Raw genomic sequence first — 26,014 nt, 5'->3', positions numbered from 1 at the left:
GATATCCTTCTTTAGAGCGGTGCAGTATCCGTGGCGGTCGGCATCGACACGCTTTGTTGCGCGGCGCGTTGGCGGCGCCAGCCACGTTCGGAGAAATGCAGATAGACGAGGCCGGGCACGCCGAGCAGCAGCTCGCGCGTACGCTTGGCCAGCGACAGGGCCAGCGCGGCGTCGGCCGGCAGACCAACGAGCGGGGCGAGCAGCAGATAACCGCCTTCCTGCACGCCGAGCGAACCCGGCACGAAGAACGCAGCGCCGCGAATCGCCTGACCGAGGCTTTCGAGCAGCAGGGCATCGACCCAACTCACCGGGTGCCCGATGAATTGCAGAATCAGCCAGACTTCGGCCGTGCCGACGATCCAGCCCACCAGACTGAACAGGAAGCTGGCGAGGACCTGGCGACGATGGCCGTACATGCGCTGCACGATCTCGTCGACGGCGTCGGCGCGGTCGAGCAGCGACGACCAGTCGCGCTTGGACGACATCTTCGAGAGCATGCGGAATGCCCAGCCGAAGATGCCGCGACGTTGCGCGACGTAAAACGCATAGAGCAGTGCGGAGACGAGCGCGGTCGCGAGCAGCATCGGCAACCACAGGCTATCGCCCGTGCGGTGCGACGCGCCGATACCGAACACGGCGAGCCCCAGCAGCGCGAAAACGATCTGTGCGACCGCCTGGAGCGTGGTGCTCACGGTGATGGCGGCGGCGGCTTCACGACCAGCCATGCCGCGCTGCTTCATCTGACGCACCATCGCGATCGGACCACCGATCTGACCGGCCGGCAGCAGGCTGTTGACCGATTCGCCGACCCAGCGGGTGAGCGTAGCGCGGCCCAGCGTGCACGACTTCGACACGAGCACCTGAATGGCGGCAGCGTCGAGCACCAGCGGCACGAGGTGGAAGGCCGCGATGGGCAGCAGCCCCCAGCCGGCAACGGCCAGCGTAGACATCACCGATCCCGTGCCCTGCCAGATCAGCAGTGCGACGAAAAGGGCGAAACCGAGGGTGAGTGAAACGATAGCGGTCCGGTTCATTTAGCGTTTCGTCCGTCCAAAAATCTGACGAAACACTTGCCGGAAACCGAAATAGGCAATGGCGTCCTTCATGTTCGAGATGAAACGCTGCCAAGTGCCCATGCGCGGGTCGGTCACGTACTCGAACGTGAGCGAGATTCGCTCCTCGTTATCGCCGAGCGGCGTGATCCGGTGATGCAGTTTGTCCCCGTCAAAGAACACCAGCGCGCCCGGCGGATACGCCACGGCGCCATCGACTTGCGGCACGCCGGGATTGCGCGTGTGCAGCCGGTATTCGAGCTTGCAGCTCGACTGGTCCACTACGCCGAGCAGCAGCGTGTAGCGGCGGCCCTTGTAGTAGGAAGTGTCATAGTGCCAGCCAATGTGATCGCCCGGACGCGTGTAGTAATACAGCGCGTACGCGTGCGGGTCGTCCTGCGGCGATGGCAGCAATTTCTCACCGGCCAGACGCTCGAGAAAGCGCATCAGGGCGGGTGAGCGATACAACTCGGCGACAAACGGGGCCAACTCGTCGAGCGTATGACGGCTCACGCTGCCCCCCTGCTTGTGGCCGGGAAGATAGTTGCGGTTCACGTTCGGCGTGACGGCGCGCGCGGCGGCGATCAGTTGCTCCGTGACCGACTGCGGCAGGAACTTCTCCATATAGATGAAGGCGTCCTGCGACTTGAATTCGCGGGTCACCCCGTCGAAGTCGATGGTGTCCATCGCGCGTTCGATCTCCGCGTCTGCGGCGAATGCGGCGGGCGCCATCGGCGCGACTGCCTCCGGCTGGGTCGTTTGGCCCGCATCGGCGGCGACTTTGGCGTCGGCCTTCGACGGCAGCGGACGACGCATGACGCGCACATAATCGGCAATCACCAGCAGCGCGAAAAGCGGCGCGCCGATGGCCGCGGCGATCAGGAAACCGCGCGTGCCGTCGAACAGCGTGACGAGCGGCATCAGGTACAGCACGTCTTCCGTCTCGAATCCGCCCACGGACGCCTGCTTCGTGCCCGATTTGCCGACGCGCTCTTCGATGCGCATGCGCAGGAAGAAGATCAGTGCGACGGCGACACCGGCGATCCAGCCGAGCGTCGAGGCCGACAGCGGCACCGGCAGCGGGAATTTGCCGGGCGCGGCGGCTGCCACGCCCATGCCGATGCCGCCGAACAGCAGCACCGTCACGAAAGCGTCGGAGGCCAGATCGTAGAAATGGCCGATACGGCTGGTCTTGCCGCTGATGCGGGCAAGCTCGCCGTCCGTGTGGTCGATGAAGTTCGAGAGCACGAGCAGGATGGCGCCAAGGTTGGCCATCGCATAGTTGCCTTGCGCGAACGCCCAGGTGCAGGCCAGTCCGACGATCAGACGGACGGTCGTGAGGTGATTCGGCGTGACCGGCGTGTTGACGAGGGGCGTGACCAGCCAGCGTGCCAGGCGCGCATCATATTGACGCGGGCGCGGGGGCACAGGACGTGCGGTGTTGCTTGTGGCCGACGCAGCAGTTGGCGCCGAAATGATTTTCGGTATCGTTTCCATGAGGGGGGAATATATACCCATAAGGCGGTAATGTGCAGTGCACTTAAAACACCTGTGTTTACCGCGACAACCTTGGTGATTCAGGGCATTGACGCGCAATAAATCCCTGCGCTGCACTGCGAGCTGACCGTTCCTAGGGTCTTCGCCAGATGCCTTATTAATAGGCTAGGTGATAAGCGTTCCGAGTTCGCGATTATATTCCGCAATAGTCCATTTCGCTCCGGCGGCGCCCGGTGTCGTTTTGACGCACCGTCGAAGGGCCTTTTATCCGTGCATCCCTCGTTTTCACGGTTTTCACCGGCGTTTGCCCGATTCACGCGAAAAAGCGACTTTGGTTCGGTATAGCGGGGTTCGGGGGATGCGCGGATAATGGCGGTCCCCTCAGTCTATTTTTGCGGCGTTGTCCGACCGCGATTCTCCTCATGTCCCAAACGATTGCGATTCTTACCGGCGCTTCCCGTGGCCTCGGCGCGGCGCTCGCCCGTGGTTTGCTCACCCCTGGCACCCGACTTGTGACGCTCGCACGTCGCACGGACGACGAACTCGCGGCGCTTGCCAGCGCGCAGGGCGTCTCGCTTGAACAGATCGCCGTCGATCTCGCCGATACCGACGCTGCCGCGCAGACGGCCGAGCGCATCTTCGCCGCGCTGCCGCGCGATGCCGGTCGCTATCTGCTGATCAATAACGCAGGCACGGTCAATCCGGTCGCCAACAGCGCTGCGCTGACCGAACCGGCAGCCATTGGCGCTGCGTTCGCGCTGAACGTCACGTCCGTCATGCTGCTCACGGCGCGTTTCCTCGCTGCCACGCAGGGCCTCGCCGCCAAGCGCCAGATCGTCAATATCTCGTCGGGCGCCGGTCGTAACCCGAACGCCGGCTGGGCGGTCTACTGTTCGACCAAGGCGGCGCTGGATATGTATACGCGTGTGGTCAATGCGGAGCATCGCGAGCATGGCGTGCAGGCGATCTCGCTGGCCCCGGGCGTGGTGGACACCGGCATGCAGGAGACGATTCGCAGCAGCAGCGTGGAAAGCTTCCCGGCGCTGGCACGTTTTCAGGAGATGAAGGCGAGCGGCAAGCTGTCGACGCCCGAAGACGTCGCCCGACGCATTCTGGCGCTCACTGAGCGCGACGATTTCGGTCAGACCGAGATCGACGACATCCGTAACTACGCCTGAAACGCGTAAAAAACACCGGTCAGCGTCGCCGCTGGCCGGTGTGATCTCAACGCGGCATCGCGATGGGAGGACGGCGGGCGTTCCCCGGCGCCTGCGTCATCGATCGGCGTATTGCTCCGTACTCGTGATAAAGACGCTGCCGTTGCGCTCCGGTGCATACAGGATCAGCGTGGGTGCGTGAATGTCGAAAGCGCGCTCGCAGGCTTCGGCGAAGGAATCGAATTGCACGGCCCAGGCGCCGTTGCGCACATAGCAGTGCGTGATGGTGTCGGTGCGCCGGTCGAATTCCTGACCGAGAAACACACCCTGTGTGTAGCACCAGACGACGAACCCGTGAAAGTCCGCCTGCTCCGGTGCGCGAAACACACGCCAGCGAGCATCGTCCCGTCCGGCCTGACGCGCCGTCGCGCCCGCTGCCCAACGTTCGAAACCGTCGTGTCGTTTGCGTTGCTCCATGTCGTCGTACCCCCTATGGGTGAACCGCCCTCCGGGTGCCGAAATTCGACATCCCCGGGCGCGTTTTCATAGTCGGAATTTGTTCCCGGCATTTCTATCAGGCAATTCCGAAAGACGGCAGGGAATTTCTCCAAAGGGACAACGAACGGGGCAAAAAGCGGGACGCCGCGCGCCGGTCAGTCGTAGTGAATCGCGAGCCAGACGGTCGTCTCGCCCTGCGCAGTCCACTCGACCCGGTGACGGCGACCGGCCTCGATAGCGATGGTGTCGCCGGGCCGCAACACGAGCGTCTGTCCCGGCGTGTCGTCGAAGGCGAGGCCTGCGCTGCCCGTGAGCAATACGACCCACTCGTGCTGCGGCTGGTCGTACCAAAAGCCCTCGGGCGATGCCTGTCCTGTCGAGACGATGCGCTCGACGCGCATCCCCGGGCATGCGATCAGCGTGTCGAATTGCTCGGCCGCCGCCGGATCGGGGCGCGAGGGCAGGCCGTCGAACAGGTTGTTGTCGGGCAGCAGTGGCTTATTCATACGTAGCAAGCGCTCTTTCTTCAGCGGGGGATAGAAAGCATACACGTGCTGCCCCCGGGCTCAGTCGTCCAGATTTTCGTGAACGGCAGCGTCGCCGCGACGCCAGTAAGCCGCCGCCTTGACCCATTTCGGATTCAGCCCGCGATTCTCGACGAGGTGACGTCGCACGGCTTTCGCCACGCTGGCCTCGGCCGCCACCCATGCGTGCAGGTCGCCGGAGGGCAGGGTCGCGACCTGAAGGGCGTCGATCAATGCGGTGCTCTGGCCTGCCGGTGCGCCTTCGCGGTAAATCCATTCGACCACGACATCGGCTTCACTCGAAAAGCGCAGGCGGTCCGCCGGGCTGTCGACTTCCGCAAAGACGAAAACGAGTGCACCGGCCGGCAACTCGGCCAGACGCCGCGAGATCGCCGGCAGCGCCGTATCGTCGCCGATGAGCACATAACCGTCGTAGTTCATGGGAATGACGAACGAGCCGCGCGGGCCGCCGACACCGAGCTTGTCACCCGGTTTGGCCGAGCGTGCCCACTGCGTTGCGGGGCCGGACTCGTGCATCGCAAAGTCGATCACGAGTGTTTTCGAGTCGGCGTCGTACTGACGCGGCGTGTAGTCGCGCATCAGGCGCGGTGCGTCGCCCGGCGCCGGTTTCGAGAGTCCTTCCGGGCCCATTTGCGGCACGGCCAGTTCGCCGGTCTCGGGATTCGGGAAGAAGAGTTTGACGTGATCGTCGAAGCCGGGGCTGGTGAAGCCCGCGAGATCGTCGCCGCCGAGGGTCACGCGCAGCATGTTCGGCGTGAGGGTTTCGATGTTGCGCACTTCGAGCAGGCGAAAGCGCAGTTCGTGACGCACGCGCTGCGGCGTGCGATCGGGGATGACGTTCGGTGCAGCGTTGTCTTGCATCAGAGTCGCTCCAGTTGTTGTGCGGCCGCGTCGAGAATCGCGGCGAACGCGTTGGCTTGTTCGGTCGTGAGCGGCTCGGCGCCCAGACGCAAATGCACGGCGTATTTGAAGTTATGCAGCGCGCGCATGACTTGCGGCGGCATGTCCTCCGAGCGCTCGCGGCGTGTCGCGAGTCGGGCCAGCAATTCCGTCACCGAGTCCTCGTTCTCGGCCAGATACTCGCGGCCGGTGTCGGTGATCTCGTAAGACTTGCGCTGGCTGTCGCCGGTGTTCTCCTGCACACGGATGTAGCCCATTTCCTCGAGCAGGGTGAGCGTCGGGTAGACGACGCCGGCACTCGGGCTATACGTTCCGTTCACGCTTTCTTCGATGGCTTTGATGAGTTCGTAACCGTGACGCGGTTGTTGTGCGATCAGATGCAGCAGCACGAGGCGCAAGCCGCCGTGACTGAACAGGCGACCGCCGCCACGACCACCCCGGCCGCCACGTTCGCCGCGCTCACCACGACCTTCGTCGCCGCGCCCGAAACGCCCCTCACCATAGCCTTCGCCACCGCCGCGCCGTCCATGACGCCCACCGCGTCGTTCGTCGCCAAAATCCATTTTGTCCAGGTCCAACGGGCCTCGGCCCATGAAATCGCCACGTGATCCACGCATGATGCGACTCCTTATCGATGTAGTTAAGACGTGTTTACGATATATCTAAATTGCATCGAAAGCAAAATTATTTTTTCGATGACCTTGAGGTCAGTAGGGGAAATGACGGTAAAACGGGGGTTGCAGGGGCGTTCGAAGTGACGGGAGGTATATCGAATTCGTCAAAAAACTATATCGAAATGACGATTTCGATACGATCTCGATATCCGGTGAGCGGATGGGGGAGGGGTGTGCGCCGCCGGATGGATGTCCGGCGACGGCACGGTGTGGCAGCGATGAAGGGAAGCTGGGACGCCGGCAGGCTATTTATGGCAACTGCGGCAAGTCCGTCTGAAGCCACTTTCGATAGAGCTTGTTCAACTCGCCATTCGTCGTGTTGCGTGTGACGAAGTCGTTCACGCTTGCCAACAACTCCGGCTGATTGGGACGCATGGCGATCCCCATCGCCTGTTGCAGCAGATTGAACTTCGGTTCGAACTGGCCGGGCGCACGCGTATTGATCACGTTGGCGACCGTCACCGAACAACCGATGGCATCGACCTGACCGGAGAGCAGCGCCTGCATGGCGGCGGCGTCATCGTCGAAGCGGCGAATCTCGGTGCCTTCCGGTGCGGTCTTGGTGACGGCGGCGTCCTGCGTGCTCGCGCGTGCCACACTCACGCGCAGTCCTTTCAGATCCGCTGCCGATTTGATGGGCGCGCCTTTCTTGCCGAGCAACTGGATCGTCGCTGCCGCGTAGGGCTTCGAGAACTGCACTTGTTTGGCGCGCTCGGGGGTGATGGCGAGCGAGGCGACCAGAACATCCACCTTGCCGGAGAGCAGATAGGGAATGCGGTTCGGTCCCGTGACCGGCACGATGTTGACCTTCACGCCGAGGTCTTTGGCCAGCAACTTCGCGACGTCGGCATCGTAGCCGTCGGGCTGGGCCTGTGCGTTTGTGGTGCCATACGGCGGGAAGTCGATCAGCATGCCGACGTTGATCGTGCCTTTCTTCTTGATGTCCGCAACGGTCTGCGCGTGTGCGGGCGTGGCGAACAACGAGACGGTGCCGGTGAGCAGACTGCCGAGTGTGCCGCCCAGCGAGCCGACGAAACTGGCGGGCATGGCCGCGACGCCGAGCGTGGCGAGGAAGTTGCGACGGGACGGGGTAGCGGCGTGGCGCGTTGGTTCCGGCAATGCGCGATGTGCGTTCGGATGCACTGGCGACGACTCGCCCTGCGACGGGTGACGCGAAAACTTGCGGGTCATGCGGATCTCCTGAGTTCGCGAAGACGTCGCCAGTGGCGAGCATGTCGTGTGCGCTCGTGCCCGTTCCTATGAGGCGGGACGACGGATGGCGACGGGGGTGTCCCGAGCGATGGTAGCGGCCGGTTCGGCAGGCGTCCACTCCGCAAAAACCCCAGAGAAAACCCTGAGGACGAAGTGGATGACGGGGCGCGTCGAGGTTGTTGAGGATGACGAAATCAGTCGTCGCGATCCGTCTTCGCATCAGCACGCGAGACGATCGGGGGAGACAAGCCGTAACAGAAGACGCAACAGAAGACAAAAATTCCGGACGAAAAAAAACGGTGCCGAAACATCGGCACCGTCTTCAGGAACTGCTGTCAGCGTCTGACCGTTCGCGCTGCGGTGAAGCTCACCGCGGCACGAGGGCAAGATTTACTGGGCGGCGTCCTTGACCTTCTTCAGCGGGCGAACCTTCACGCGCACCGAAGCCGGCTTGGCCGGGAACCAACGCTCTTCACCCGTGAACGGGTCCTTGCCGAAACGCTTCGCCTTGGCAGCGATTTGTTGCGACGTGACCTTGAACAGGCCGTGCAGCGTGAATTCGCCTGCGCCCTTCTTGTGCAGAGCGCTGACGATCGTGGTTTCGAGAGCGGCGAGCACAGCCTTGACGTCCTTGACGGCGACAGCCGAGGTTTCGGCGATGTGTGCTGCGAGCTGGGTCTTGTTGAGTGCTTCCTTGATCGGCGAAACCTTAGCGGCTGCCTTCGGAGCAGCCTTCGGGGCTGCCTTCGGTGCTGCTGCCTTTTTCGCTACCGGAGCCTTCTTTGCTGCCGGAGCCTTCTTCGCCACAGGGGCCTTCTTTGCTGCTGCTTTCTTTGCCGTTGCCATATCGATCCAATCGATGAGAATAAGAAAGTGCCGTCGGAGAACGGCCACCCGAATGTTACGTCTTGCTGCGCCGACGATTCTACCTAAGAAATCGCTTTATGCGAGTAGTGCGCGCATTATGTTGCGCGCTTGCCGCACAAGGCTGAGCGGCGTTCGCGGTGCATTTCGATCGGGTTTCGACCCGGTTTCGATTCGTTACGTTCGCACTGTCGTGAGGACATGCCGTGCAAGGGCGTGTGTCACTCGATGCATTCGACGATCCGGACTCGGGTTTTCGCGCACATTCCGACGCACCTTTCGATGCATTTTTCGACGCGAATTTTTATGGGATTTTTGTGCGATGCCGACGATCCCGCACGCTGTCGCGCGAGACCGTCATCGCCTGAAAACCCTTAGAAACGCTGCATTTCGCAGGTTTCGCAGCGACCGTCGCCGTTACACCAGGCGTCGGTGAGGGTCGTGCCGTCGGCACCGAAAGTGATGTCGTGCTTCGCACCGTAGCTGCCTGCGAGTTGCAGACGATCGCCCGCGAGCGTGCCCTGCACGGTGGTGTGAACATTGGGCTCAACGTCGTCGACGCTGCCCGTGACCTGCGAGCCATTGAGGGCGAGTGCCATCAGACGCGTCATCGGTTTGCCGAACAGTCCCCACCACGGCGGTGCATTCGTGCACAGGCCGCGCCAGCGTCCCGACGGATTCACCAGACGCAACGGCGCAGGCGCACTGGTCTGAACCAGGTTTTGCGCGTTGGGCGGAATCGGCGGCGTGACGATCGTCGTGCCGGCAGGGGCGGGCGCATTGATGGCGGCGACGTCGCGCGCGACTTCAGGTGAGTTGGTGTTCGCCGCGCTCGTGGCGTTCACGGCATTGAGCCCTGCCGTGTCGCCGATGGTGCTCGGGAGTGGCGTATCGGGTGTCGCTGTCGCGGCGATGCTCGCATTTTGCGCGGCAGTGGCCGGCGGCGCGTAGGTGGACACGGCCGGTGTCGGCGTTGCCGTCGGCACGGCGGGTGCGGGTGCCACGCTGAAGGTGCCGGGGGCGCCATCGACACGCACCATGTCGGCGCTCAGACCGTCGTTAGGCACGGGCGCCGGCGCCGCAGCGCACACGTGACACGACATGTGCGAGAGGCTGTTGCGGGTGAGCGGGCGCGTGCCGTACAGGCGCTGACTGCCTTGCGCGCCGTCACGCAGAATCGTGACGTAAGGCGTGTCGTCGAGCTGGTAATCGACCTTGGCGCACGACGGTGCGTCGGTCTGCAACGTGACATCGGCGGAAAATACGCCGTTGAGCGCGCGCGTTGGCAACACCGACACCGATGCCGAACAGTCCGCGATGATCTGCGCGCAGTTGCATGCAGCGGCTGGCGCGCGGGACGTACCCGATGCTCCCGAAGTCCCGCCGGATTGTGCGTACGCCGACCCGGCCATACCGGCAACACCGGCCACGCCGAGCATGCCGGCGACGAGCCAACCTGTCGCTTTTCCCAAAGATTTGAAACTCCGCATGATGATTCCCCGAATGTTGCGGCATGTCCTATGCTGCGGATAGTCGATCAAAAGACGTCGGCTGACAAGCGTCGAAAGCGGCGAAAAACAAGGGATAACGGGCCCTTTTCGAGCGATGCGGATGCCACGGCGAACATCGGGGCGTCACGCAAAAATCGGATTCCTCTCGTATCCCGGTATCGATAGTGCGGTCTACACTGCACGAACTTGCCCCCTTCATTGAGCTTTCAACGCGCGCCTGCCGTTGTCCACTGGAGCCATGCATGCCCGTCGACCGCACGCCTGATCCCGCTGCTTCACCGGATGCCTCACCGGCTTCTCCGCCTGTCTCACCCTCTGTTGCTACTGCGGCCTCTGGCGTCAGTCGCGCCACCGGTCGCTCCACTGTGTCAATGACTTCCCCTATGCCTTCCGCGAATCGCGTACTCGCGATGCTCGCGACGCTTTTCTTCGCAATGGGGCTCATTACGTCGCTGAACGATATTCTGGTGCCTCACTTCAAGGCTGCCTTCGATCTCACGTATCGCGATGCGGCACTCATTCAGTCGAGTTTCTTCGCCGCCTATTTCGTGGTGTCCTACCCCGCCGGGCAATACACCGCGCGTGTCGGTTACCGGCGGGCGCTGGCCAGCTCACTTTGGCTGGCCGGGTTCGGCTGCGCATTGTTCTTTCCGGCGGCGGCGCTTGTCTCCTATCCCTGTTTTCTCGCGGCGCTCTTCGTGCTCGCGAGCGGCATCACGTTGTTACAGGTCGCGGTGAATGCCTATGTCGAGACGCTCGGCTCCCGAGGCGAAGCGGCCAGCCGTCTCACGCTGGTGCAGGCGTTCAACTCGCTGGGCACCACGGTCGGGCCGCCGCTTGCGGCACTCTGGATACTCGCGCCGCAGGTCGGTGCCGCCACTTCGGCGAACGCTCACGCCGTCGACTCTGTGCGTGCGCCCTACGGCGGGCTCGCCGCGATACTCGTGCTGGGCGGGATCGTCCTGTGGCGTCTCACGTTGCCGGAACAGCGCGACAACGACGCGTCGCCGCCGGGCGTGCTCGGCAACGTACGCGAGCTGTTGGCTCACCGTCCATTGCGTTACGGCATCGTGGCGCTATTTCTTTATGTCGGCGCGGAAGTCAGTATCGGAAGTTTTCTGATCGTCTATCTGACGCAGACGGATACGGGGATCGTCGATCACGCCCATGCGAGCCGGTATCTGGCGTTTTACTGGGGCGGGGCGATGGTCGGGCGTTTCGTCGGCGCGTGGTTGCTGCGCAAGGTATCGCCGGGGTGGATGCTGGGGCTGTGCGCGCTCTACAACCTGACGCTGATTCTTGTGTCGATGGCGTTGCCGGCGTCGTTCGCCATGTGGTTGTTGCTGGCGTGTGGTCTGGGCAACGCGATCATGTTCCCCACGATTTTTTCGTTGTCGGTCGGCGGGCTCGGGGCGCGTGTGAGCGAGGGCGGTGGACTGATCTGCATGGCGATCGTGGACGGTGCGGTGCTGCCCTACCTGCAAGGCGCGCTGGCGGATGGCGTCGGGATCGTGCTGTCGTTCCTCGTTCCTGCGCTGGCTTATTGCTATATCGCCGGGTTCGGGGCGTGGTGCGCGCGCACCATGCCCGAATCCGACCCACCGGCGGCGAGTGACGCCAAAGACGCGCCGGCGTCGCCCGATCAGCCGGGCTTGCCGAACGTGTAGCGGCCGAAGATGAACAGCACGTTGCCGTTGCCCTTGCCGCCGGGGACATAGGCGGTGGCCACTGCTGCGCGTCCGAAGCCGACCTCGGCGAGCGGCAGCGCGGCGGGGAAGGGCACGCCGCCGAGCGTGTCGGAGCGCGACATCAGAAACACGGTGTAGCCGAGGCCGAAACGCACGGGGCCCGCATTCGCCACGTTCCATATCCGTCCGTAACCGGCCATCGGCGACCAGTCGTTATGCGAGTCCTTGAATGCCATCGCGTACAGCATGCGCGAGCCGTTCTTGCCGTCGGACAGCACGCGTCCGTAGCCGAGGCCCCACGGATTCTCATTGAACTGGTCGATCTTCTCGCGGGTGTACGCAAAGCGAAGGTGATGCGTGTGCAAGGGGACGTAGAGATCGCTGGCGCCTTCGGTCGCGATCTCGCGAAACTCGTCGGCGATGGCGCCCGTCCAGGTAGAAATGACGCCGGGCGAGTCGTCGGCGCGTACCGCGAGCGGCGACAACAATGTCAGCGCGAGTGTCGTTGCGACCAACGGGGTGAGGCGGGAAGTCCGGGAGAGTGGGGCAAGCGATGCGACGGAAATCGATGGCGCGAGCCGCCCGGTGAGTCGGGGGTTCGTAGTCATGGTTGAGTGAAGCTTGTTGCGAGAATGGCGTCGCGCTTGCGCGTCGACAGGGTACGCGCAGAACATTGAATGGGCGATTGCCCGTGTGCTCGGTGGGTGGGCACCGAAGCTCGGCATCGACAGCGTTCAAATGTCTCTCGTCGCGTGTGGACTAGACCGTGTGCCCCACGTGAAGTTCTGATAGCTGCGTTTTTGCGTCATTTCCCAGCACTGTTCAATCATTGCGCTGAAACTGACTGAACCTGCTGCGCGACAAACAAGTCCTTTTGCGTCAACGACATACCTCGGATATCGACGCGTTATTCACCGGGTTGTGAACATTTTCTGTGGATAACGCGGGGTCGCGCTGCCGTGCCCGTGAATTCGATAACTCGCCGCTCACTTGCCGATGGCTGCCGTGTGCCAGCAGGCCAACATGCCTACGCTTTGGCGCAGCAAATGCGCGCGACGTTTTTTCTCCTTCTGATCAAGCACTTGGGATAGCTGTCCGCGAGTTGTCCACTGGCTTGCAAACAATTTCTGTGGATAACGAAGCGACCCGCCAACCCGCGTCCCGCCTCGATTTGCAGCAACTGGCCCAACTTTCGCGCGCGAGAAATCTTCCCTGTCGGATCAGTCACTTGCGATGCTTTTCCGCAAGTTATCAACGGGCTTGTGAACAAAAAATGTGGATAAGCTCATCATTTCCAATATCCCAATATATGAGATTAATGTTTACATATTGACATTTAAGTTGTCGCGGAATTACGATGCGGCTCATACCGGTGGACGGACACGTTCAGGAGACGACAGTGACGGAACGACGCAAACAGAAAGTAGCGATCATTGGCTCGGGCAACATCGGCACCGACCTGATGATCAAGGTGATGCGCAACAGCGAGCATCTGGAAATGGGCGCGATGGTCGGGATCGACCCGGCCTCTGACGGTCTGGCACGTGCCGAGCGTTTGGGCGTGCCGGTGACGGCAGGCGGCATCGATGGCCTGCTGGCCATGCCCGGCTTCGAGGACATCCGCATCGCCTTCGACGCGACGTCGGCGAAAGCGCACGCGCATCACAACGAGTTGCTGCAAGCGCGCGGTGTGCAGGTCATCGACCTGACGCCGGCGGCGATCGGCCCCTACGTGATTCCGTCGATCAACCTCGATGCGCATCTCGACGCCCGCAACATCAATATGGTGACGTGCGGCGGTCAGGCGACGATTCCGATGGTCGCGGCCATCTCGCAAGTCGCGAAGGTGCACTACGCGGAGATCGTGGCGTCGATTTCGAGCAAGTCGGCAGGGCCGGGCACACGCGCCAACATCGACGAGTTCACGGAAACGACGTCGAAGGCCATCGAGGTGCTGGGTGGGGCGTCGCGCGGCAAGGCGATCATCGTGCTCAATCCGGCCGAGCCGCCGCTCATCATGCGCGACACCGTGTTCGTGCTCTCCGAGCCGGGCGATCAGGCTGCCATCGAAGCGAGCATTCAGGCGATGGTCGACAAAGTGCACGCCTATGTGCCGGGCTATCGCCTCAAGCAGAAGGTGCAATTCGAGCTGTTCGACGCATCGCGTCCGCTCAACGTGCCGGGACTGGGCAAGCTCACGGGTCTGAAGACCTCGGTATTCCTCGAAGTGGAAGGCGCCGCGCACTATCTGCCGGCCTATGCGGGCAACCTCGACATCATGACCAGCGCCGCGCTGGCCTGCGCCGATCGCATCGCCGCCACCCGCCTGGCGCTCGCGGCCTGAACGTCGCACGCGCTAACAGGAGACACACACCATCATGACGCAGAAAAAGCTCTATATCTCCGACGTGACGCTGCGCGACGGCAGCCACGCGATTCGTCACCAATACAGCATCGCCAATGTGAAGGCGATCGCGGCGGCGCTCGACAAGGCGAAGGTCGATTCCATCGAAGTGGCGCACGGCGACGGCCTCGCCGGATCCAGCTTCAACTACGGCTTTGGCGCGCACACCGATCTCGAATGGATCGCCGCCGTGGCCGAAACCGTGACGCACGCCAAGGTCGCCACCTTGCTGCTGCCGGGCGTGGGCACCGTGCATGACCTGCGCGAAGCCTACGACGCAGGCGCGCGCGTGGTCCGTATCGCCACGCACTGCACCGAAGCCGACGTTTCGCGTCAGCACATTGCCTATGCCCGTGAACTCGGCATGGACACGGTGGGCTTCCTGATGATGAGCCACATGACCACGCCGCAGCATCTGGCCGAGCAGGCCAAGCTGATGGAGTCGTACGGCGCGCAGTGCATCTACGTGGTGGACTCGGGCGGTGCACTGGGCATGACCGATGTGCGCGACCGTTTCCGTGCGTTCAAGGACGTGCTCAATCCCGAAACGCTCACCGGCATGCACGCGCACCACAACCTGAGCCTCGGCGTGGCGAACTCCATCGTCGCGGTGGAAGAAGGCTGTGATCGCATCGACGCCAGTCTGGCGGGCATGGGCGCAGGCGCCGGCAATGCACCGTTGGAAGTGTTCATCGCGGCGGCGTCGCGTCTGGGTTGGAACCACGGCTGCGATCTGTACACGTTGATGGACGCGGCCGACGACATCGTGCGTCCGTTACAGGATCGTGCCGTGCGCGTGGATCGCGAGACACTGGCGCTGGGCTATGCGGGCGTGTATTCGAGCTTCTTGCGTCACGCGGAAGCGGCTGCGGCGCGTTACGACCTGAAGACCGTCGACATTCTGGTGGAGCTGGGCCAGCGTCGCATGGTGGGCGGTCAGGAAGACATGATCGTCGACGTCGCGCTCGACCTGCTCAAGCGTCGTGCTGCCTGAGTGGCAGCATGCGCGACGGAACACGACAAAGATAGATCGATGGAATAGGGGGATGCGCCGTTTCGGCGTCTCCCGGTACCGTTTCGGTACCCCTATGTTTACCCAGGCTTACCCACGTAGTCTTGGCATCTCGGTGCCGATGCCGGCCCCTCGTCAGACGGGCCGGTTTTTTTATGGGCGCGGGCTTTCAGGCGTGAACGTGACCCGACCAGCCGAGCTGACGGCTGATCTGCGCGGCGGCATTTTTCACGCTCGGCACGAGTTCCTGCATCCGCTCGCGGCTCATGTACTTGGTCGTACTCGACACGCTGATCGCAGCGACGATGCGTTGACTGGCGTCGTAGACCGGCGCGGCCACGCAGCGGATCTGCGGGGTGTCGTCTTCCAGATCGAACGCATAGCCGTGACGCGCGTAGTCGTGCATGCGTGCGAGCCACGCCGCCGTATCCACGGGGTGTGACGGCACCTGCGTCTGGTAGTGCTCAAGCTGCGCGCGCCATTGCGCTTCGTCCTGATCGAGCAGCAGGGCCTTGCCGACGCCCGTCACGCAGATCGGTTTACGTCCCCCGATACGAGAGCTGATCTCCACGGCGCGTTGTCCGGGCAATTTGTCGAGGTACATGACCTCCCAGCCGTCGGCAACGGCCAGATGCACCGTATCTTGCGTTTCGCCAGCGAGCGTTTCCAGCGTCGGACGCGCCACACGCGGCAGGTCGATCTGGCGATACGCCAGAAATCCCAATTCGATGAGCTTGTTGCCGAGCCGATAGCCACGACGCGGTTCGAAGCGCAGGTAGCCGGCGTGCACCAGCGCCGACGCAATCCGGTGCGTGGTCGACAGGGTGATGCCGGTGTGTGCCGAGAGCGCGGGCACGGTGTCGACCCCGGCGGCGACGGCCTCCACGATGTCGAGGCCGCGGAACAGCGTCTGGCTGGCGAGGGTGCGCGGGCGCTCGGCCTCGGGAGCCTTCGTCTTGGCCATCAGGCGCCTCCGAGCGCGAGCAGGCGCTCGTACACGTAGCACTTGAGCACGACGTAATGCGACGGTTCGAGGGCAGGCAGTTCGATGCCGTGGAGATGGCCGTCGTCGCCTTGTTGCACGCCGCGAATCGTGCCGGTAGCTTCGATGGGCATGTCGATGTCGCCCACGCGTACGCGGAACGCCAGTTTCACGCTGTCACCGGGGGCGCCGAGCGCCGCATCGGCGAGCAGTGACACACCTTCGGCGCTGACGTCTTGCAACAACGCCAGATGCTGGGCGTCGGCGACGCCGACCGAGGCGACCAGTTTGGCGGGCACGCGTTGCGAGCGGCGCAGCACCTTGCGGCGGATCTGGGCCGGTGCCGAGAGCACGATGTAATCGAACGGCAGCCGTTCCACGCGCTCGACCGTGCAGACGAAGTGATAGATGTCTTCGCCCGAGAACGTCCACAGTTCGAGCCGTTCGCTCGCTTGCAGGGTCGGTGGGGCAGCGCGGCCGGTCGGTGCGGTCACGAACAGCATCTGGTTCGGCGCATGGCCGATCACGCGCGTGCGCACACGTTGCGATCCTGCGCCGGGCGGCAATTGAATTTGCAGCCAGTCGCCGGGACGCAGATTGAGGTCGGTGAGTGCGTACTGGGGCGGTGTGGACCCTGTCGCCGCAGGGGCCGTATTGTCAGTGGGGACTTGCGTCGCCGTCCCGGCATCGGTGTCGGCGCCCGTTGCGTCGTCCACGCCGAGGTCCGCCACCCGGTGCGGGGCGAACGAGGTGAACAGCCAGTCGCGTCCGGCCGGTGTCGGCACGATATCGCCGGCGGCGAGCAGCGGCTCGCCGTTGCGGTCGACGATGGCCCACGGCAGCGCTTCGCCGAGCGGGATCTCGTCGGGCGTCAGCGGCACGAGGGGCAGGCCCGAGGGCAGCGCAGCAGACGCTTGAGCAGGTGTGTTGGTCATAGGGCGAAAGTCTACCGCGACGCGTTGGCACTTGGCGAGAGGGGACGCGTCTCCTCTCGCCCGGAATACGCAGAAGTCGCGCACAAGTTGCGTAAGTGGGTACTCGCTGGGGTGACACGCATTCGCCTCGTCCTGCGCGTGGTGGCGCCGTCGTGTCGGGGCTTGCACGCGTGCCCGCCCGATAAGGCGCCGCGCGTGCGATGTCGTCTGCCTATAGTCGACGGTTTCGATCGAGCGTTTGTCGACGAGCCCGACGACGATCTTGCAGGAGGATGCGATGTGGGACCAACAGTGTGCAGGCGCGAGCGGCTGGGGGCCGGACTGGGGCATCCGGCAGCGGCCGGAAGTGGGGATCGAGCTGGCAGGCATGCGCGAGGACGCTGCGTACCAACGTGCCGAGTGCGCGGACTTCGGTACGCGGCTTACGCACGCATCGAATGCTGCGTTGAACGCCGCACGACATGCACGGATGGACGGCGTGCCGGTGGCGACGCATCGCGTCGATCCGGCGTTGGCGCGCGCGTTCGCCAAGGCCTGGGCGGGCTTGTGGGCGACGACCGGACCCTGTCAGCATTTCTATCGCAAAGAGTTCGAACTCGCGCATGCGCGGGATGGGCGTCTGGCGCAAACCGGACAGCGCGTGGCGGCGATGTTGGCGCCCACTCACGGCGTCGCGTCGCCGCCGTCCCCCGAAGCGGCGGCCGAACGTGTCGGGGCCGAGATCGCCTCCTGGCTGGAGACGATCGCTGCTACCGGGCACCGGGGATGGCATTTTCGGGCCGCGCGCGACGCCATGTCGCTCGTCGGCAATCTGTCGCTGCTCGCGATCATTGCGGCGTGTTTCCATCAACGGCAGGCTCAGCAAGCGCAGGACACGACCGGCGAACCGTCGCTTCATGGGGCAAGCGACATGGCGGCGGCGAATACGCCGTTCGGCATCCCGTGGGCCGACTGGACGTTGCTGGCGTTCGAAGGTTTGAAGGGAGTACTAACTCAGTCGTTAGGTTCGCCCACGCTGATCCGTCATCACGCCGTGGACGAGGTGCTCAAGCGTATGGAGGCGGGGTGCCGTCTGCTCGAAGCGTGCGTGGTGTTGCCGTCTCCTGCTGCGACCACGTCGTGGCGCAACACGCTCGGCAAGTTGACCCATTCCCGCGACGTCGCAACGCTGTTCACGTTTGCCAATACGGCAATCCCGCCGGCGCGGCTGGGGTTGTGGATGCCGTCGTGGTTCACCGGCACGTCACCGATATCGGCGATATCGGACGGATACCGGGGCATCCTGCGCGTGGCGGGTCTGATGCTCGACTCGTGTCGCGCGGTCACGAGTCTGCTCGGCACGTGGGCACGCAACGAAGCGTTCACGCATGACGCCGGACGTCTCACGCAGCGATGGGAGACGCTTCACGCCAGGCTGGCGCACGTCTCGCCGGACGACGTCGCGACGATGCTCGATCGCGTCGCACGCGTGACGCAGCTCGCCCGCCATTGCGACACGCCGCTGCTGACGAAGCTGGCATCGCACACAACGCTGCGCGAATGCTTACTCACCTCGCGCCATCCTTTGTCGGCCAGTCAGATCAAAGCCGCGTGCAGCGAGTTCGACGTGCCGTGTCATGCCTCGTGTGTCGACGGTTTGAACTACCTCAGTCTGAATCCCGCCGAGAGTCCCTGGGGGCAGCGCTGGACCGGTGACGCATGGGAGAGCGGCAGCGCGACCCCGGTGCGTGCGTCCTATCGTCTGCTGCTGCTCTATCAACACTGGAGCGCGGCGTTGCTCGAACGCGTTGTGGGCGCGTCGGGTTGCGCCGGTGGGCAGGAGGCGACGTCCAACAAACCATCGGATACCAAACCATCTGGCGAACCGCCGACGCAGCGCGATGCGACGTACGTCGATATTCAGTCGACGTGGCTGTGAGCGCGCGCCGACTCGGTTACGCGCCCTTCGCCATGCCTCACCAATTCGTCTCTCGCTCGGGCGTTGCGGTGATCTTGTGGATCGAGAGATCGGCGCCGTAGTATTCCTGCTCGTCGTCGAGTCGCAATCCGCTTACGCGTTTGATGACGCCGTACACGACATAGCCCCCGGCAAAGGCGATGGCCACGCCCATCAGCGTGCCGATGACCTGCGCGACGAAGCTCACACCGCCCAAGCCACCGAGCCATGTCTGGCCGAACAGGCCTGCGGCCAGACCGCCCCAGATGCCGCACACGCCGTGAAGCGGCCAAACGCCGAGCACATCGTCGATGCGCAGACGGTTCTGCGTCACCGTGAAGAGCCACACGAAAAGACCCCCCGCCACAGCGCCGACGACAAGTGCGCCCAGCGGATGCATGACGTCCGAGCCGGCACACACGGCGACGAGCCCCGCGAGCGGGCCGTTGTGGATGAAGCCGGGGTCGTCGCGGCCAACCCACATCGCGACGAGCGTGCCGCCGACCATCGCCATCAGCGAGTTCACCGCCACCAGCCCGGAAATGCCGCCCACGCGCTGCGCGCTCATGACGTTGAAGCCGAACCAGCCGACGATCAGAATCCACGCGCCGAGCGCGAGAAACGGGATCGACGACGGCGGATGTGCCGCCACCTGACCCTGCCCGTTATAACGTCCGCGACGCGCCCCGAGATGCAGCACCGCTGCCAGCCCGATCCATCCGCCGACGGCGTGCACGACCACCGAGCCGGCGAAGTCGTGGAACGGAGCGCCAAGCGTGCGTGTGAGCCAGTCCTGAATGCCAAGGTGACCGTTCCACGCGATGCCCTCGAAGAACGGGTAGATCACCCCGACGAGGAAGAACGTGGCCACCGACTGCGGGTGGAACTTGGCGCGCTCGGCGATGCCGCCCGAGACGATGGCCGGGATAGCGGCGGCGAACGTCAGCAGGAAGAAGAACTTGATCAGCGCGTAACCGTTGTGCTCGGACAGCACGGTGGCGCTCGACCAGAAATCGACGCCGTACGCGAGCGGATAACCGATGAAGAAGTACGCGAGACCCGAAACGGCGAAGTCGGTCAGGATCTTGACCAGCGCATTGACCTGATTCTTCTTGCGGACGGTGCCGAGTTCGAGAAACGCAAAGCCGGCGTGCATGGCGAGAACCAGGATCGCGCCGAGCAGCAGGAACAGCACGTCGCCGGGTGTATTGGAATTGGGCATGAATGTGCTCTTTTGGTGCAAACGTGAGGAGAAATGAAGATATGCAAGAGCAATGCCAGATTTATTTATCGCTTTGATTTACATGGGGGTTTTATCTGGCGATTCGATGCCGTGGGAGATTTGGTGCACGTTCATGGTGCTCTCGTGCGCAGCAATGACCGATCGTCGTGCACGCACGGTTGCCCGCCGGTGGCGGGCGCCGTGAAAGCGTCGGTAGGGGATGGGCGACGGCGCACGCGATGCGTGTCACGAACGCGCGGTATAGAATCGAGCGTTCTCGCGGCGACGGGGCGCCACTCCGGTCCGTTGCCGACGATCCCGCGACGACGCCGAACCCCGGCGGGCCAACACGCGGCGGAAGCGAGCAAACAGCGAACGAGTCGCGCAAGCCGTGCGAACGCAAGGCGAACGCAGAAAACAATGGCGATGTTGCATCGGATCGCAGCATCGACAACCGCACGACCACGGACAAATCTCAGAGGAAAACCATGATCTTTGAAATCGCCCAGATCGAAGTGAAGCCCGGCAAGGAAGCCGAGTTCGAACAAGGTGTCGCCAAGGCTGCGCCGCTGTTCAAGGGCTCGAAGGGCTGCCACGGCATGCGTCTGCTCAAGTCCATCGAGCAACCGACGCACTACAGCCTCGTCGTCACCTGGGAAACGCTGGAAGACCACACGGTGCACTTCCGCAACTCGGAAGCTTTCGCCCAATGGCGCGCACTGGTGAGCGAGTGCTTCGCATCGCCGCCGAACGTCGGCCACGTGACGGAAGCGCTGATCGGCTTCTGAGTCCCGTTGCGATCGACGTCAATCGCGCACGAATCCGGACGTCGAGCTAAGGCATTGCGGGAACCGAAGGCGGCGAGGGAGCGAGTCTCCGTCGCCGCTTTTGCTTTGTTGGTAAAAGGGCGGGGGACGCGACGCCCGACAGGTGAGATCAGGGTTAACGCGATATCTCTCAAGAAAAGTTTTCAGATAACATGCAAACCTGAAAAGTATCGGACGATCTGAACGCATGGCTGCCAAACCCAGGACCCTGACCGAGCAGGTTGCACAGCAGTTGCTGGATGCCATCCGGCAGGGCGTGTATCCCGTCGGCACCAAACTGCCGACCGGCAAGCAGCTTTCCGAGACGTACGGCGTGAGCCCCGCCGTGATCCGCGAGGTGACGGAACGGCTGCGCGCGCAAGGGCTGATCGACAGCCGTCAGGGCGCGGGCGTGACCGTGAAGGCGCGCACGCCGCAGAGCGGGTTTCAAGTGCCGGTCGGACAAAATGCCGCCGACCTCGCCAGCGTCTACGAGCTTCGCCTCGATCTGGAAAGTACCGCCGCAGCGCTCGCCGCCGTGCGTCATACCGACGAAGACATTCGGGAGCTCGAGAGCATTCTCGGGAAGCTGGAGACGAACCTCTATCACGCGGAAAACGGCGTGGAGTTCGATACCGCCTTCCATGTCGCCATCGCGCGCGCCACGCACAACCGCTATTACTCCGATCTGCTGCAATACCTGAATCTGCAAATCCGTCAGGTCGTGCAGGCGGCGCGCACGAATACGCTGCGCCACGAAGGGCTCGCCGCGCAGGTGCATCAGGAACACCTGGCGGTCTTCAACGCCATCAAGGCGCGCGATCCGCTGCTCGCGAAAGCGGCGTCGCTCTCGCATTTGCTGCGGGCGTCGGCGCGACTTGGGCTGACGCTGCCCGGGCGCGACATCATCACCGGCGCCATTGCGCCGATCCAGCAGTGAACCTGCGTGAATCCTGCCTGAGCGTGTGTGCCTCCTCAGACGCCATCCCCACACCGTAACCCCCGACGCGTGAATCTATGACCATCACCGCTTTCGCTCAACGCCTGATCGACGCCATCGGCGCCGACAGCGTGCTCACTTCCTCCGACGACATCGCGCCGTGGCTCGCCGACTGGCGCGGCATGTATCGCGGTCATGCGCAGGCCGTCGTGCGTCCGCGTACGACGCAGGACGTCGCCAACGTGCTCGCCCTGTGTCAGAGCACTGCCACGCCGGTCGTGCCGCGCGGCGGCAATACCGGGCTGTGCGGCGGCGCCACGCCCGACAAGTCCGAGCAGAACGTGGTGCTGAGCCTCGATCGCATGAACGCCGTGCGTAGTCTCGACACCATCGCCAACACGTTGGTCGCCGAAGCCGGTTGCATTCTCGAAGACCTGCAACGCACCGCGCGCGACGCTAACCGACTGCTGCCGCTCAGCCTCGCTGCCGAAGGTTCGTGTCAGCTCGGCGGCAATCTTGCGACGAACGCCGGCGGCGTGAACGTCGTGCGCTACGGCATGACGCGTGAGCTGGTGCTCGGTGTCGAAGCCGTGCTGCCGAATGGCGAGATCCTTCATGGCCTGCGCACGCTGCGCAAGGACAACACCGGTTACGACCTCAAACAACTGCTGATTGGCTCCGAGGGCACGCTGGGCGTGATCACGGCGGCGGCGCTGCGTCTGTACGCGCCCACGCCGGTGCGTCAGGTGGTGATCGCGGCGGTCACGTCGCCGCGTCAGGCGCTGGAGCTCTATGAGTTGCTGTTCGCCGAATGCGGGCCGCGCATGCAGGCGTTCGAGTTCTTTACCGGCGAGTGCGTCGATCTCGTCATGGCCCACGTGCCCGGCGTGCGTGCGCCGTTCGGCGAGCGTCATGCCGGTTACGTGCTGGTCGAACTCGCCGATACGGCCGACGAGCAGGCACTGAACGCTTTGCTCGAACGCGTGATCGAGACGGCCATCGAGCGCGATCTGTGCGCAGACGCCGTGGTGTCGTCCACGCTCGGTCAGGTCGAGGAAATGTGGAAGCTGCGCGAGGAAATCTCCGAGGCACAGCGCGCCGACGGGCCGCACCTGAAGCACGATGTGTCGCTGCCGATCGAATGCATCCCCGAATTCATGACGAGCGCGGAAGCCCGCGTGTGTCGCGTGTGCCCGCAGGTGCGTCCGTTCATCTTCGGCCATTTCGGCGACGGCAACCTGCACTACAACCTCTCGCGTCCGGCGGGCGAGCCGGCCGATTTCATGGCGAAGCACGGTGAGGCGATCACGGCCGAAGTGCTGGATGAAGTGGCTCGCTTTGGTGGCAGCATCAGCGCCGAGCACGGCATCGGGCAGCTCAAGCGCGACTACTTCGCGAAGTACAAGTCGCCGCTGGAATTGCGTCTGATGCGCGAGATCAAGGCCGTGTTCGATCCGGCCGGCATCATGAATCCCGGCAAGCTGCTGTAACGCTTCATTCTCGGGCGGGCGCCGGCACGCCGGTGTTCAGGCGATTGTCCCGAGTCGACGGTTTCGCTTTGACCTTTGCCTGACGTTTTTACCCGGCGTGAGCCCGACATTGTCACGGTCGCCCTCGCGCCTCCTGAGGAGTCGACATGACCGTAACTTCCGCCGCCGCAGCGCCGCTGTGCCTTGGGCCGCTGCCGGAGATCGATCCACCCACGTTCGAGGTGCCGCGCGGCGCCGTCGACACGCATGCGCATGTGGTGGCTGCGAGCGATGCGTACCCGATGGTGCCCGAGCGCAGCTACACGCCGCCACCGGCGCCTGAAGACAAGTACCTCGCCATGCTCGATGCCACGGGCATGACGTATGGCGTACTGGTGCAGATCAGCGTCTACGGTACCGACAACCGCTACATGCTCGAGACGCTGCGCCGTCACCCGGATCGCCTGCGCGGCATCGCCGTGGTGTCGCCGGATGTGACCGATGCCGAACTCGAAGCCATGCACGCGGCAGGGGTTCGCGGTCTGCGCATCAACGTGCTGTTCGGCGGTGGTATCGGTTTCGCGGCGATGGAGACGCTGGCGCATCGCATCAAGGGCCTGGGCTGGCACATGCAATTCCTGATGGACGTAAATGCGCTGCCTGAGCTCATGCCGCGCATGACGTCGCTGCCGGTGCCGGGCATCGTGGATCACATGGGGCATACGCCCGTCGCGCAAGGACTGGGCTCGCCGGGATTTTCGGCGCTGCGCTCGCTCGTGCGCGATCACGGATACTGGGTCAAGCTCTCGGGCGCGTACCGTATCAGCGAGCGCTTTCCGACGTTCGACGATGTGACGCCGTTCGCGCAGGCGCTGATCGACGATGCGCCGGACCGTATGGTGTGGGGGAGCGACTGGCCGCACGTGTCGCTCACGCGCATGCCGAACACCGGCGCGCTGCGTAATCTGCTGCCGCAGTGGGCGCCGGACGCCGACACGCGGCGTCGTATTCTCGTAGACAACCCGGCCCGCTTGTACGGTTTTCCGAAGACCGACTGAGGGCGAACTGGCGTACACGGCTTTGCAGGCCGCTGACCGCCCCCTCTGCCACTCGATGTCTTGGTGGGTGCGCGGTTTGCGGTTTACCGATATCGGGCGCATGTCGCGCTCTCGCTGTTCCTGAGGTTCAAGAGGAGACAAGATGAATTGGTATCGCCAGATGAACAAGACCGAGCGGCACACGTTTGTTGCCGCGTTCGGCGGGTGGGCGCTCGACGCGCTCGACTTCATGGTGTTCACCTTCGTGATCTCGACGCTGATCACGGTGTTCAGCATCGACAAGGGGCAGGCGGGCATGCTTGCGACCGTCACGCTGCTGTTCTCGGCCATCGGTGGCTGGCTCGCGGGTGTGCTGGCGGATCGCTACGGGCGGGTGCGAATCCTTCAGGTAACGATTCTGTGGTTCTCCGTCTGCACGGTGCTCATTGGCTTTGCGCAGAACTTCGAGCAGATTTTCGTGCTGCGCGCGTTGCAGGGCCTGGGCTTCGGCGGTGAGTGGGCCGTCGGTTCGGTGCTCATGGGCGAGATCGTGCGCACCGAGTATCGCGGGCGTGCCGTGGGCACGGTGCAAAGCGGCTGGGCCATCGGCTGGGCGGTGGCGGCGCTGTGCTACACGGCGTCGTTCTCGTTCCTGCCGGAGGAGTATGCGTGGCGCGTGCTGTTCTGGATCGGGGTGATTCCGGCGTTGTTCGTGCTCTTCATCCGCAAGAACGTGCCCGAACCGGCATTGTTCGAGCGCACGCGCAAGCGCGAGGAATCCGCCGATAAACGCACGTCGGCATGGGCGATTTTCTCGCCGTCGCTGATCAAGACGACGGCGCTCTCGGCGCTGCTGTGCACGGGCGTGCAAGGCGGGTACTATGCCGTCACGACGTGGTTGCCCACGTTCCTGAAGACGGAACGGCATCTGTCGGTGATCGGCACGGGCGGCTATCTGCTCGTGATCATCCTCGGATCGTTCATCGGCTACCTGACAGGGGCTTATCTGACGGATCGGCTGGGACGCCGCGCGAACCTGCTGATCTTCGCCGTGCTCTCGGGCGTGAGTATCTACGCTTACACGCAGATCCAGCTGACCAACGATCAGATGCTGATCCTCGGCTTCCCGCTGGGGTTTGCGGCGTCGGGCATTTTCAGCGGCATGGGCGCGTATCTCACGGAGTTGTTTCCGTCGGCCGTGCGTGCGAACGCGCAGGGCTTCGCGTATAACTTCGGACGCGGCATCGGCGCGCTGTTTCCGAGTCTGGTCGGCTATCTGGCCAAGACGAGCGGTCTGGGTACCGCGATCGGCATGTTTGCCGGCGGCGCCTACTGCGTCGTGTTGATTACGGCGTTCTTGTTGCCCGAGACGAAGGGACGCGAAATCGAGTAACGTCGGGTGTGGGTTCGCGAACCGGTGCGCAAGTGTGTCTGCGCGGCGCGGTTCGCAAATGGATGGCAGGTCATTTTGTATCTTCGAGGGCGGCGAGTGCCGTGTTACGGCAGGCCGCCCGGTTTTTTGATTCAAGGGAGTTCCGCATGAAGGTCTTGGTACCGGTCAAACGGGTAGTGGATTACAACGTAAAGGTTCGCGTGAAGAGCGACGGCACGGGCGTCGACATTGCGAACGTGAAGATGTCGATGAATCCGTTCGACGAAATCGCGGTGGAAGA

General features: G+C 63.7%; 23 protein-coding genes and 2 pseudogenes. 11 read left to right on the top strand and 14 right to left on the bottom strand.

From position 1 onward, the window contains the following. Window positions 1–11 precede the first annotated feature (11 nt). The 3 genes and pseudogenes from A9762_RS19025 to A9762_RS29465 all read right to left on the bottom strand — a co-directional run. Window positions 12–1,034: a flippase-like domain-containing protein gene (locus tag A9762_RS19025; protein WP_069343582.1), complete on the bottom strand. Its 1,023-nt coding sequence runs from the start codon at window positions 1,032–1,034 to the stop codon at window positions 12–14. Next, window positions 1,035–1,784, bottom strand: a complete 750-nt coding sequence (locus A9762_RS28615) for a 2OG-Fe(II) oxygenase (RefSeq protein ID WP_371443120.1) — start codon at window positions 1,782–1,784, stop codon at window positions 1,035–1,037. A 177-nt stretch (window positions 1,785–1,961) separates the two neighbouring features. Then, a pseudogene (locus tag A9762_RS29465) lies at window positions 1,962–2,549 on the bottom strand (CDP-alcohol phosphatidyltransferase family protein); the annotation flags it as partial. Window positions 2,550–2,971: 422 nt separating this feature from the next. Here A9762_RS29465 and A9762_RS19015 point away from each other — a divergent pair. After that, window positions 2,972–3,727 (top strand): SDR family oxidoreductase, encoded by a 756-nt coding sequence (locus A9762_RS19015; RefSeq protein ID WP_069343581.1) that lies wholly within the window; start codon window positions 2,972–2,974, stop codon window positions 3,725–3,727. A 96-nt stretch (window positions 3,728–3,823) separates the two neighbouring features. Here A9762_RS19015 and A9762_RS19010 read toward each other — a convergent pair whose 3' ends face one another. The 7 genes from A9762_RS19010 to A9762_RS18980 all read right to left on the bottom strand — a co-directional run bounded on the left by A9762_RS19010 (window position 3,824) and on the right by A9762_RS18980 (window position 9,871). Next, entirely contained in the window at window positions 3,824–4,183 is a 360-nt protein-coding gene (locus tag A9762_RS19010; RefSeq protein ID WP_069343580.1) for a hypothetical protein, read from the bottom strand. 176 nt (window positions 4,184–4,359) lie between these two features. Then, the gene (locus A9762_RS19005; protein ID WP_069343720.1) at window positions 4,360–4,710 is read right to left on the bottom strand and encodes a cupin domain-containing protein; all 351 of its coding nucleotides are present in this window, start codon (window positions 4,708–4,710) and stop codon (window positions 4,360–4,362) included. A 60-nt stretch (window positions 4,711–4,770) separates the two neighbouring features. Continuing rightward, window positions 4,771–5,610 (bottom strand): siderophore-interacting protein, encoded by an 840-nt coding sequence (locus tag A9762_RS19000; RefSeq protein WP_069343579.1) that lies wholly within the window; start codon window positions 5,608–5,610, stop codon window positions 4,771–4,773. Then, window positions 5,610–6,227: a PadR family transcriptional regulator gene (locus tag A9762_RS18995; RefSeq protein ID WP_371443116.1), complete on the bottom strand. Its 618-nt coding sequence runs from the start codon at window positions 6,225–6,227 to the stop codon at window positions 5,610–5,612. Before A9762_RS18995 ends, A9762_RS19000 begins: the two co-directional genes overlap by 1 nt. A 345-nt stretch (window positions 6,228–6,572) precedes the next feature. Next, window positions 6,573–7,370 (bottom strand): transporter substrate-binding domain-containing protein, encoded by a 798-nt coding sequence (locus tag A9762_RS18990; protein ID WP_069343719.1) that lies wholly within the window; start codon window positions 7,368–7,370, stop codon window positions 6,573–6,575. Between the two features lie 555 nt (window positions 7,371–7,925). Then, window positions 7,926–8,381, bottom strand: a complete 456-nt coding sequence (locus tag A9762_RS18985) for an HU family DNA-binding protein (protein ID WP_069343577.1) — start codon at window positions 8,379–8,381, stop codon at window positions 7,926–7,928. A 392-nt stretch (window positions 8,382–8,773) separates the two neighbouring features. Then, window positions 8,774–9,871, bottom strand: coding sequence for a hypothetical protein (locus A9762_RS18980; protein WP_139133290.1), 1,098 nt, complete (start codon window positions 9,869–9,871; stop codon window positions 8,774–8,776). A gap of 422 nt (window positions 9,872–10,293) precedes the next feature. Between A9762_RS18980 and A9762_RS18975 the strand changes: the two genes are divergently transcribed. After that, window positions 10,294–11,577: a sugar MFS transporter gene (locus A9762_RS18975; RefSeq protein ID WP_083254092.1), complete on the top strand. Its 1,284-nt coding sequence runs from the start codon at window positions 10,294–10,296 to the stop codon at window positions 11,575–11,577. Here A9762_RS18975 and pagP read toward each other — a convergent pair. Beyond that, the gene (pagP, locus tag A9762_RS18970) at window positions 11,553–12,206 is read right to left on the bottom strand and encodes a lipid IV(A) palmitoyltransferase PagP (RefSeq protein ID WP_170836281.1); all 654 of its coding nucleotides are present in this window, start codon (window positions 12,204–12,206) and stop codon (window positions 11,553–11,555) included. The genes A9762_RS18975 and pagP overlap by 25 nt on opposite strands. 791 nt (window positions 12,207–12,997) lie before the next feature. Between pagP and A9762_RS18965 the strand changes: the two genes are divergently transcribed. Next, window positions 12,998–13,942, top strand: coding sequence for an acetaldehyde dehydrogenase (acetylating) (locus tag A9762_RS18965; protein WP_039403844.1), 945 nt, complete (start codon window positions 12,998–13,000; stop codon window positions 13,940–13,942). A gap of 34 nt (window positions 13,943–13,976) precedes the next feature. Continuing rightward, window positions 13,977–14,996 (top strand): 4-hydroxy-2-oxovalerate aldolase, encoded by a 1,020-nt coding sequence (gene dmpG, locus A9762_RS18960; protein WP_069343574.1) that lies wholly within the window; start codon window positions 13,977–13,979, stop codon window positions 14,994–14,996. Window positions 14,997–15,183: 187 nt separating this feature from the next. Here dmpG and A9762_RS18955 read toward each other — a convergent pair whose 3' ends face one another. Together A9762_RS18955 and A9762_RS18950 are read right to left on the bottom strand one after the other, a co-directional pair. Further along, complete coding sequence (locus A9762_RS18955) at window positions 15,184–15,978, bottom strand: IclR family transcriptional regulator (protein WP_069343573.1); 795 nt, start codon at window positions 15,976–15,978, stop codon at window positions 15,184–15,186. Continuing rightward, a complete protein-coding gene (locus A9762_RS18950; RefSeq protein ID WP_069343572.1) occupies window positions 15,978–16,931 on the bottom strand; it encodes a flagellar brake protein in 954 nt (317 codons plus the stop codon). Before A9762_RS18950 ends, A9762_RS18955 begins: the two co-directional genes overlap by 1 nt. A 277-nt stretch (window positions 16,932–17,208) precedes the next feature. On the opposite strand from A9762_RS18950, the gene A9762_RS18945 reads away from it, so the two are divergent. After that, window positions 17,209–18,849, top strand: a complete 1,641-nt coding sequence (locus A9762_RS18945) for a hypothetical protein (protein WP_170836279.1) — start codon at window positions 17,209–17,211, stop codon at window positions 18,847–18,849. A 37-nt stretch (window positions 18,850–18,886) separates the two neighbouring features. On the opposite strand, the gene A9762_RS18940 is transcribed toward A9762_RS18945, so the two are convergent. Continuing rightward, entirely contained in the window at window positions 18,887–20,089 is a 1,203-nt protein-coding gene (locus tag A9762_RS18940) for an ammonium transporter (RefSeq protein WP_069343570.1), read from the bottom strand. A gap of 488 nt (window positions 20,090–20,577) precedes the next feature. On the opposite strand from A9762_RS18940, the gene A9762_RS18935 reads away from it, so the two are divergent. The 6 genes and pseudogenes from A9762_RS18935 to A9762_RS28605 form a co-directional block, all read left to right on the top strand. Beyond that, the gene (locus A9762_RS18935; RefSeq protein ID WP_069343718.1) at window positions 20,578–20,877 is read left to right on the top strand and encodes an antibiotic biosynthesis monooxygenase; all 300 of its coding nucleotides are present in this window, start codon (window positions 20,578–20,580) and stop codon (window positions 20,875–20,877) included. A gap of 226 nt (window positions 20,878–21,103) precedes the next feature. Beyond that, window positions 21,104–21,835: a FadR/GntR family transcriptional regulator gene (locus A9762_RS18930; protein ID WP_069343569.1), complete on the top strand. Its 732-nt coding sequence runs from the start codon at window positions 21,104–21,106 to the stop codon at window positions 21,833–21,835. 77 nt (window positions 21,836–21,912) lie between these two features. Next, the gene (locus A9762_RS18925) at window positions 21,913–23,325 is read left to right on the top strand and encodes an FAD-binding oxidoreductase (RefSeq protein WP_069343568.1); all 1,413 of its coding nucleotides are present in this window, start codon (window positions 21,913–21,915) and stop codon (window positions 23,323–23,325) included. A gap of 146 nt (window positions 23,326–23,471) precedes the next feature. Then, window positions 23,472–24,362 carry an amidohydrolase gene (locus A9762_RS18920; protein WP_069343567.1) on the top strand — a complete coding sequence of 297 codons (891 nt, stop codon included), beginning with the start codon at window positions 23,472–23,474 and terminating at the stop codon, window positions 24,360–24,362. A 142-nt stretch (window positions 24,363–24,504) separates the two neighbouring features. Continuing rightward, window positions 24,505–25,734 (top strand): MFS transporter, encoded by a 1,230-nt coding sequence (locus A9762_RS18915; protein WP_069343566.1) that lies wholly within the window; start codon window positions 24,505–24,507, stop codon window positions 25,732–25,734. Between the two features lie 146 nt (window positions 25,735–25,880). After that, a pseudogene (locus tag A9762_RS28605) lies at window positions 25,881–26,014 on the top strand (electron transfer flavoprotein subunit beta/FixA family protein); the annotation flags it as partial.

This window comes from Pandoraea sp. ISTKB (assembly GCF_001721285.1).
Lineage (GTDB): Bacteria > Pseudomonadota > Gammaproteobacteria > Burkholderiales > Burkholderiaceae > Pandoraea > Pandoraea capi.
This window is presented reverse-complemented; position numbering and strand designations above follow the sequence as displayed.

Excerpts from the sequence above, each read along its gene's own strand:
- pagP (WP_170836281.1), bottom strand. The coding sequence starts at position 12,206 with ATGACTACGAACCCCCGACTCACCGGGCGGCTCGCGCCATCGATTTCC.
- A9762_RS19000 (WP_069343579.1), bottom strand. The coding sequence starts at position 5,610 with ATGCAAGACAACGCTGCACCGAACGTCATCCCCGATCGCACGCCGCAG.
- A9762_RS18985 (WP_069343577.1), bottom strand. The coding sequence starts at position 8,381 with ATGGCAACGGCAAAGAAAGCAGCAGCAAAGAAGGCCCCTGTGGCGAAG.
- A9762_RS28615 (WP_371443120.1), bottom strand. The coding sequence starts at position 1,784 with ATGGCGCCCGCCGCATTCGCCGCAGACGCGGAGATCGAACGCGCGATG.
- A9762_RS18920 (WP_069343567.1), top strand. The coding sequence starts at position 23,472 with ATGACCGTAACTTCCGCCGCCGCAGCGCCGCTGTGCCTTGGGCCGCTG.
- A9762_RS18955 (WP_069343573.1), bottom strand. The coding sequence starts at position 15,978 with ATGGCCAAGACGAAGGCTCCCGAGGCCGAGCGCCCGCGCACCCTCGCC.
- A9762_RS19010 (WP_069343580.1), bottom strand. The coding sequence starts at position 4,183 with ATGGAGCAACGCAAACGACACGACGGTTTCGAACGTTGGGCAGCGGGC.
- A9762_RS18925 (WP_069343568.1), top strand. The coding sequence starts at position 21,913 with ATGACCATCACCGCTTTCGCTCAACGCCTGATCGACGCCATCGGCGCC.
- A9762_RS18990 (WP_069343719.1), bottom strand. The coding sequence starts at position 7,370 with ATGCCCGCCAGTTTCGTCGGCTCGCTGGGCGGCACACTCGGCAGTCTG.
- A9762_RS19005 (WP_069343720.1), bottom strand. The coding sequence starts at position 4,710 with ATGAATAAGCCACTGCTGCCCGACAACAACCTGTTCGACGGCCTGCCC.
- A9762_RS18915 (WP_069343566.1), top strand. The coding sequence starts at position 24,505 with ATGAATTGGTATCGCCAGATGAACAAGACCGAGCGGCACACGTTTGTT.
- A9762_RS18945 (WP_170836279.1), top strand. The coding sequence starts at position 17,209 with ATGTGGGACCAACAGTGTGCAGGCGCGAGCGGCTGGGGGCCGGACTGG.
- A9762_RS18975 (WP_083254092.1), top strand. The coding sequence starts at position 10,294 with ATGCCTTCCGCGAATCGCGTACTCGCGATGCTCGCGACGCTTTTCTTC.
- dmpG (WP_069343574.1), top strand. The coding sequence starts at position 13,977 with ATGACGCAGAAAAAGCTCTATATCTCCGACGTGACGCTGCGCGACGGC.
- A9762_RS18950 (WP_069343572.1), bottom strand. The coding sequence starts at position 16,931 with ATGACCAACACACCTGCTCAAGCGTCTGCTGCGCTGCCCTCGGGCCTG.
- A9762_RS18935 (WP_069343718.1), top strand. The coding sequence starts at position 20,578 with ATGATCTTTGAAATCGCCCAGATCGAAGTGAAGCCCGGCAAGGAAGCC.
- A9762_RS19025 (WP_069343582.1), bottom strand. The coding sequence starts at position 1,034 with ATGAACCGGACCGCTATCGTTTCACTCACCCTCGGTTTCGCCCTTTTC.
- A9762_RS18940 (WP_069343570.1), bottom strand. The coding sequence starts at position 20,089 with ATGCCCAATTCCAATACACCCGGCGACGTGCTGTTCCTGCTGCTCGGC.
- A9762_RS19015 (WP_069343581.1), top strand. The coding sequence starts at position 2,972 with ATGTCCCAAACGATTGCGATTCTTACCGGCGCTTCCCGTGGCCTCGGC.
- A9762_RS18930 (WP_069343569.1), top strand. The coding sequence starts at position 21,104 with ATGGCTGCCAAACCCAGGACCCTGACCGAGCAGGTTGCACAGCAGTTG.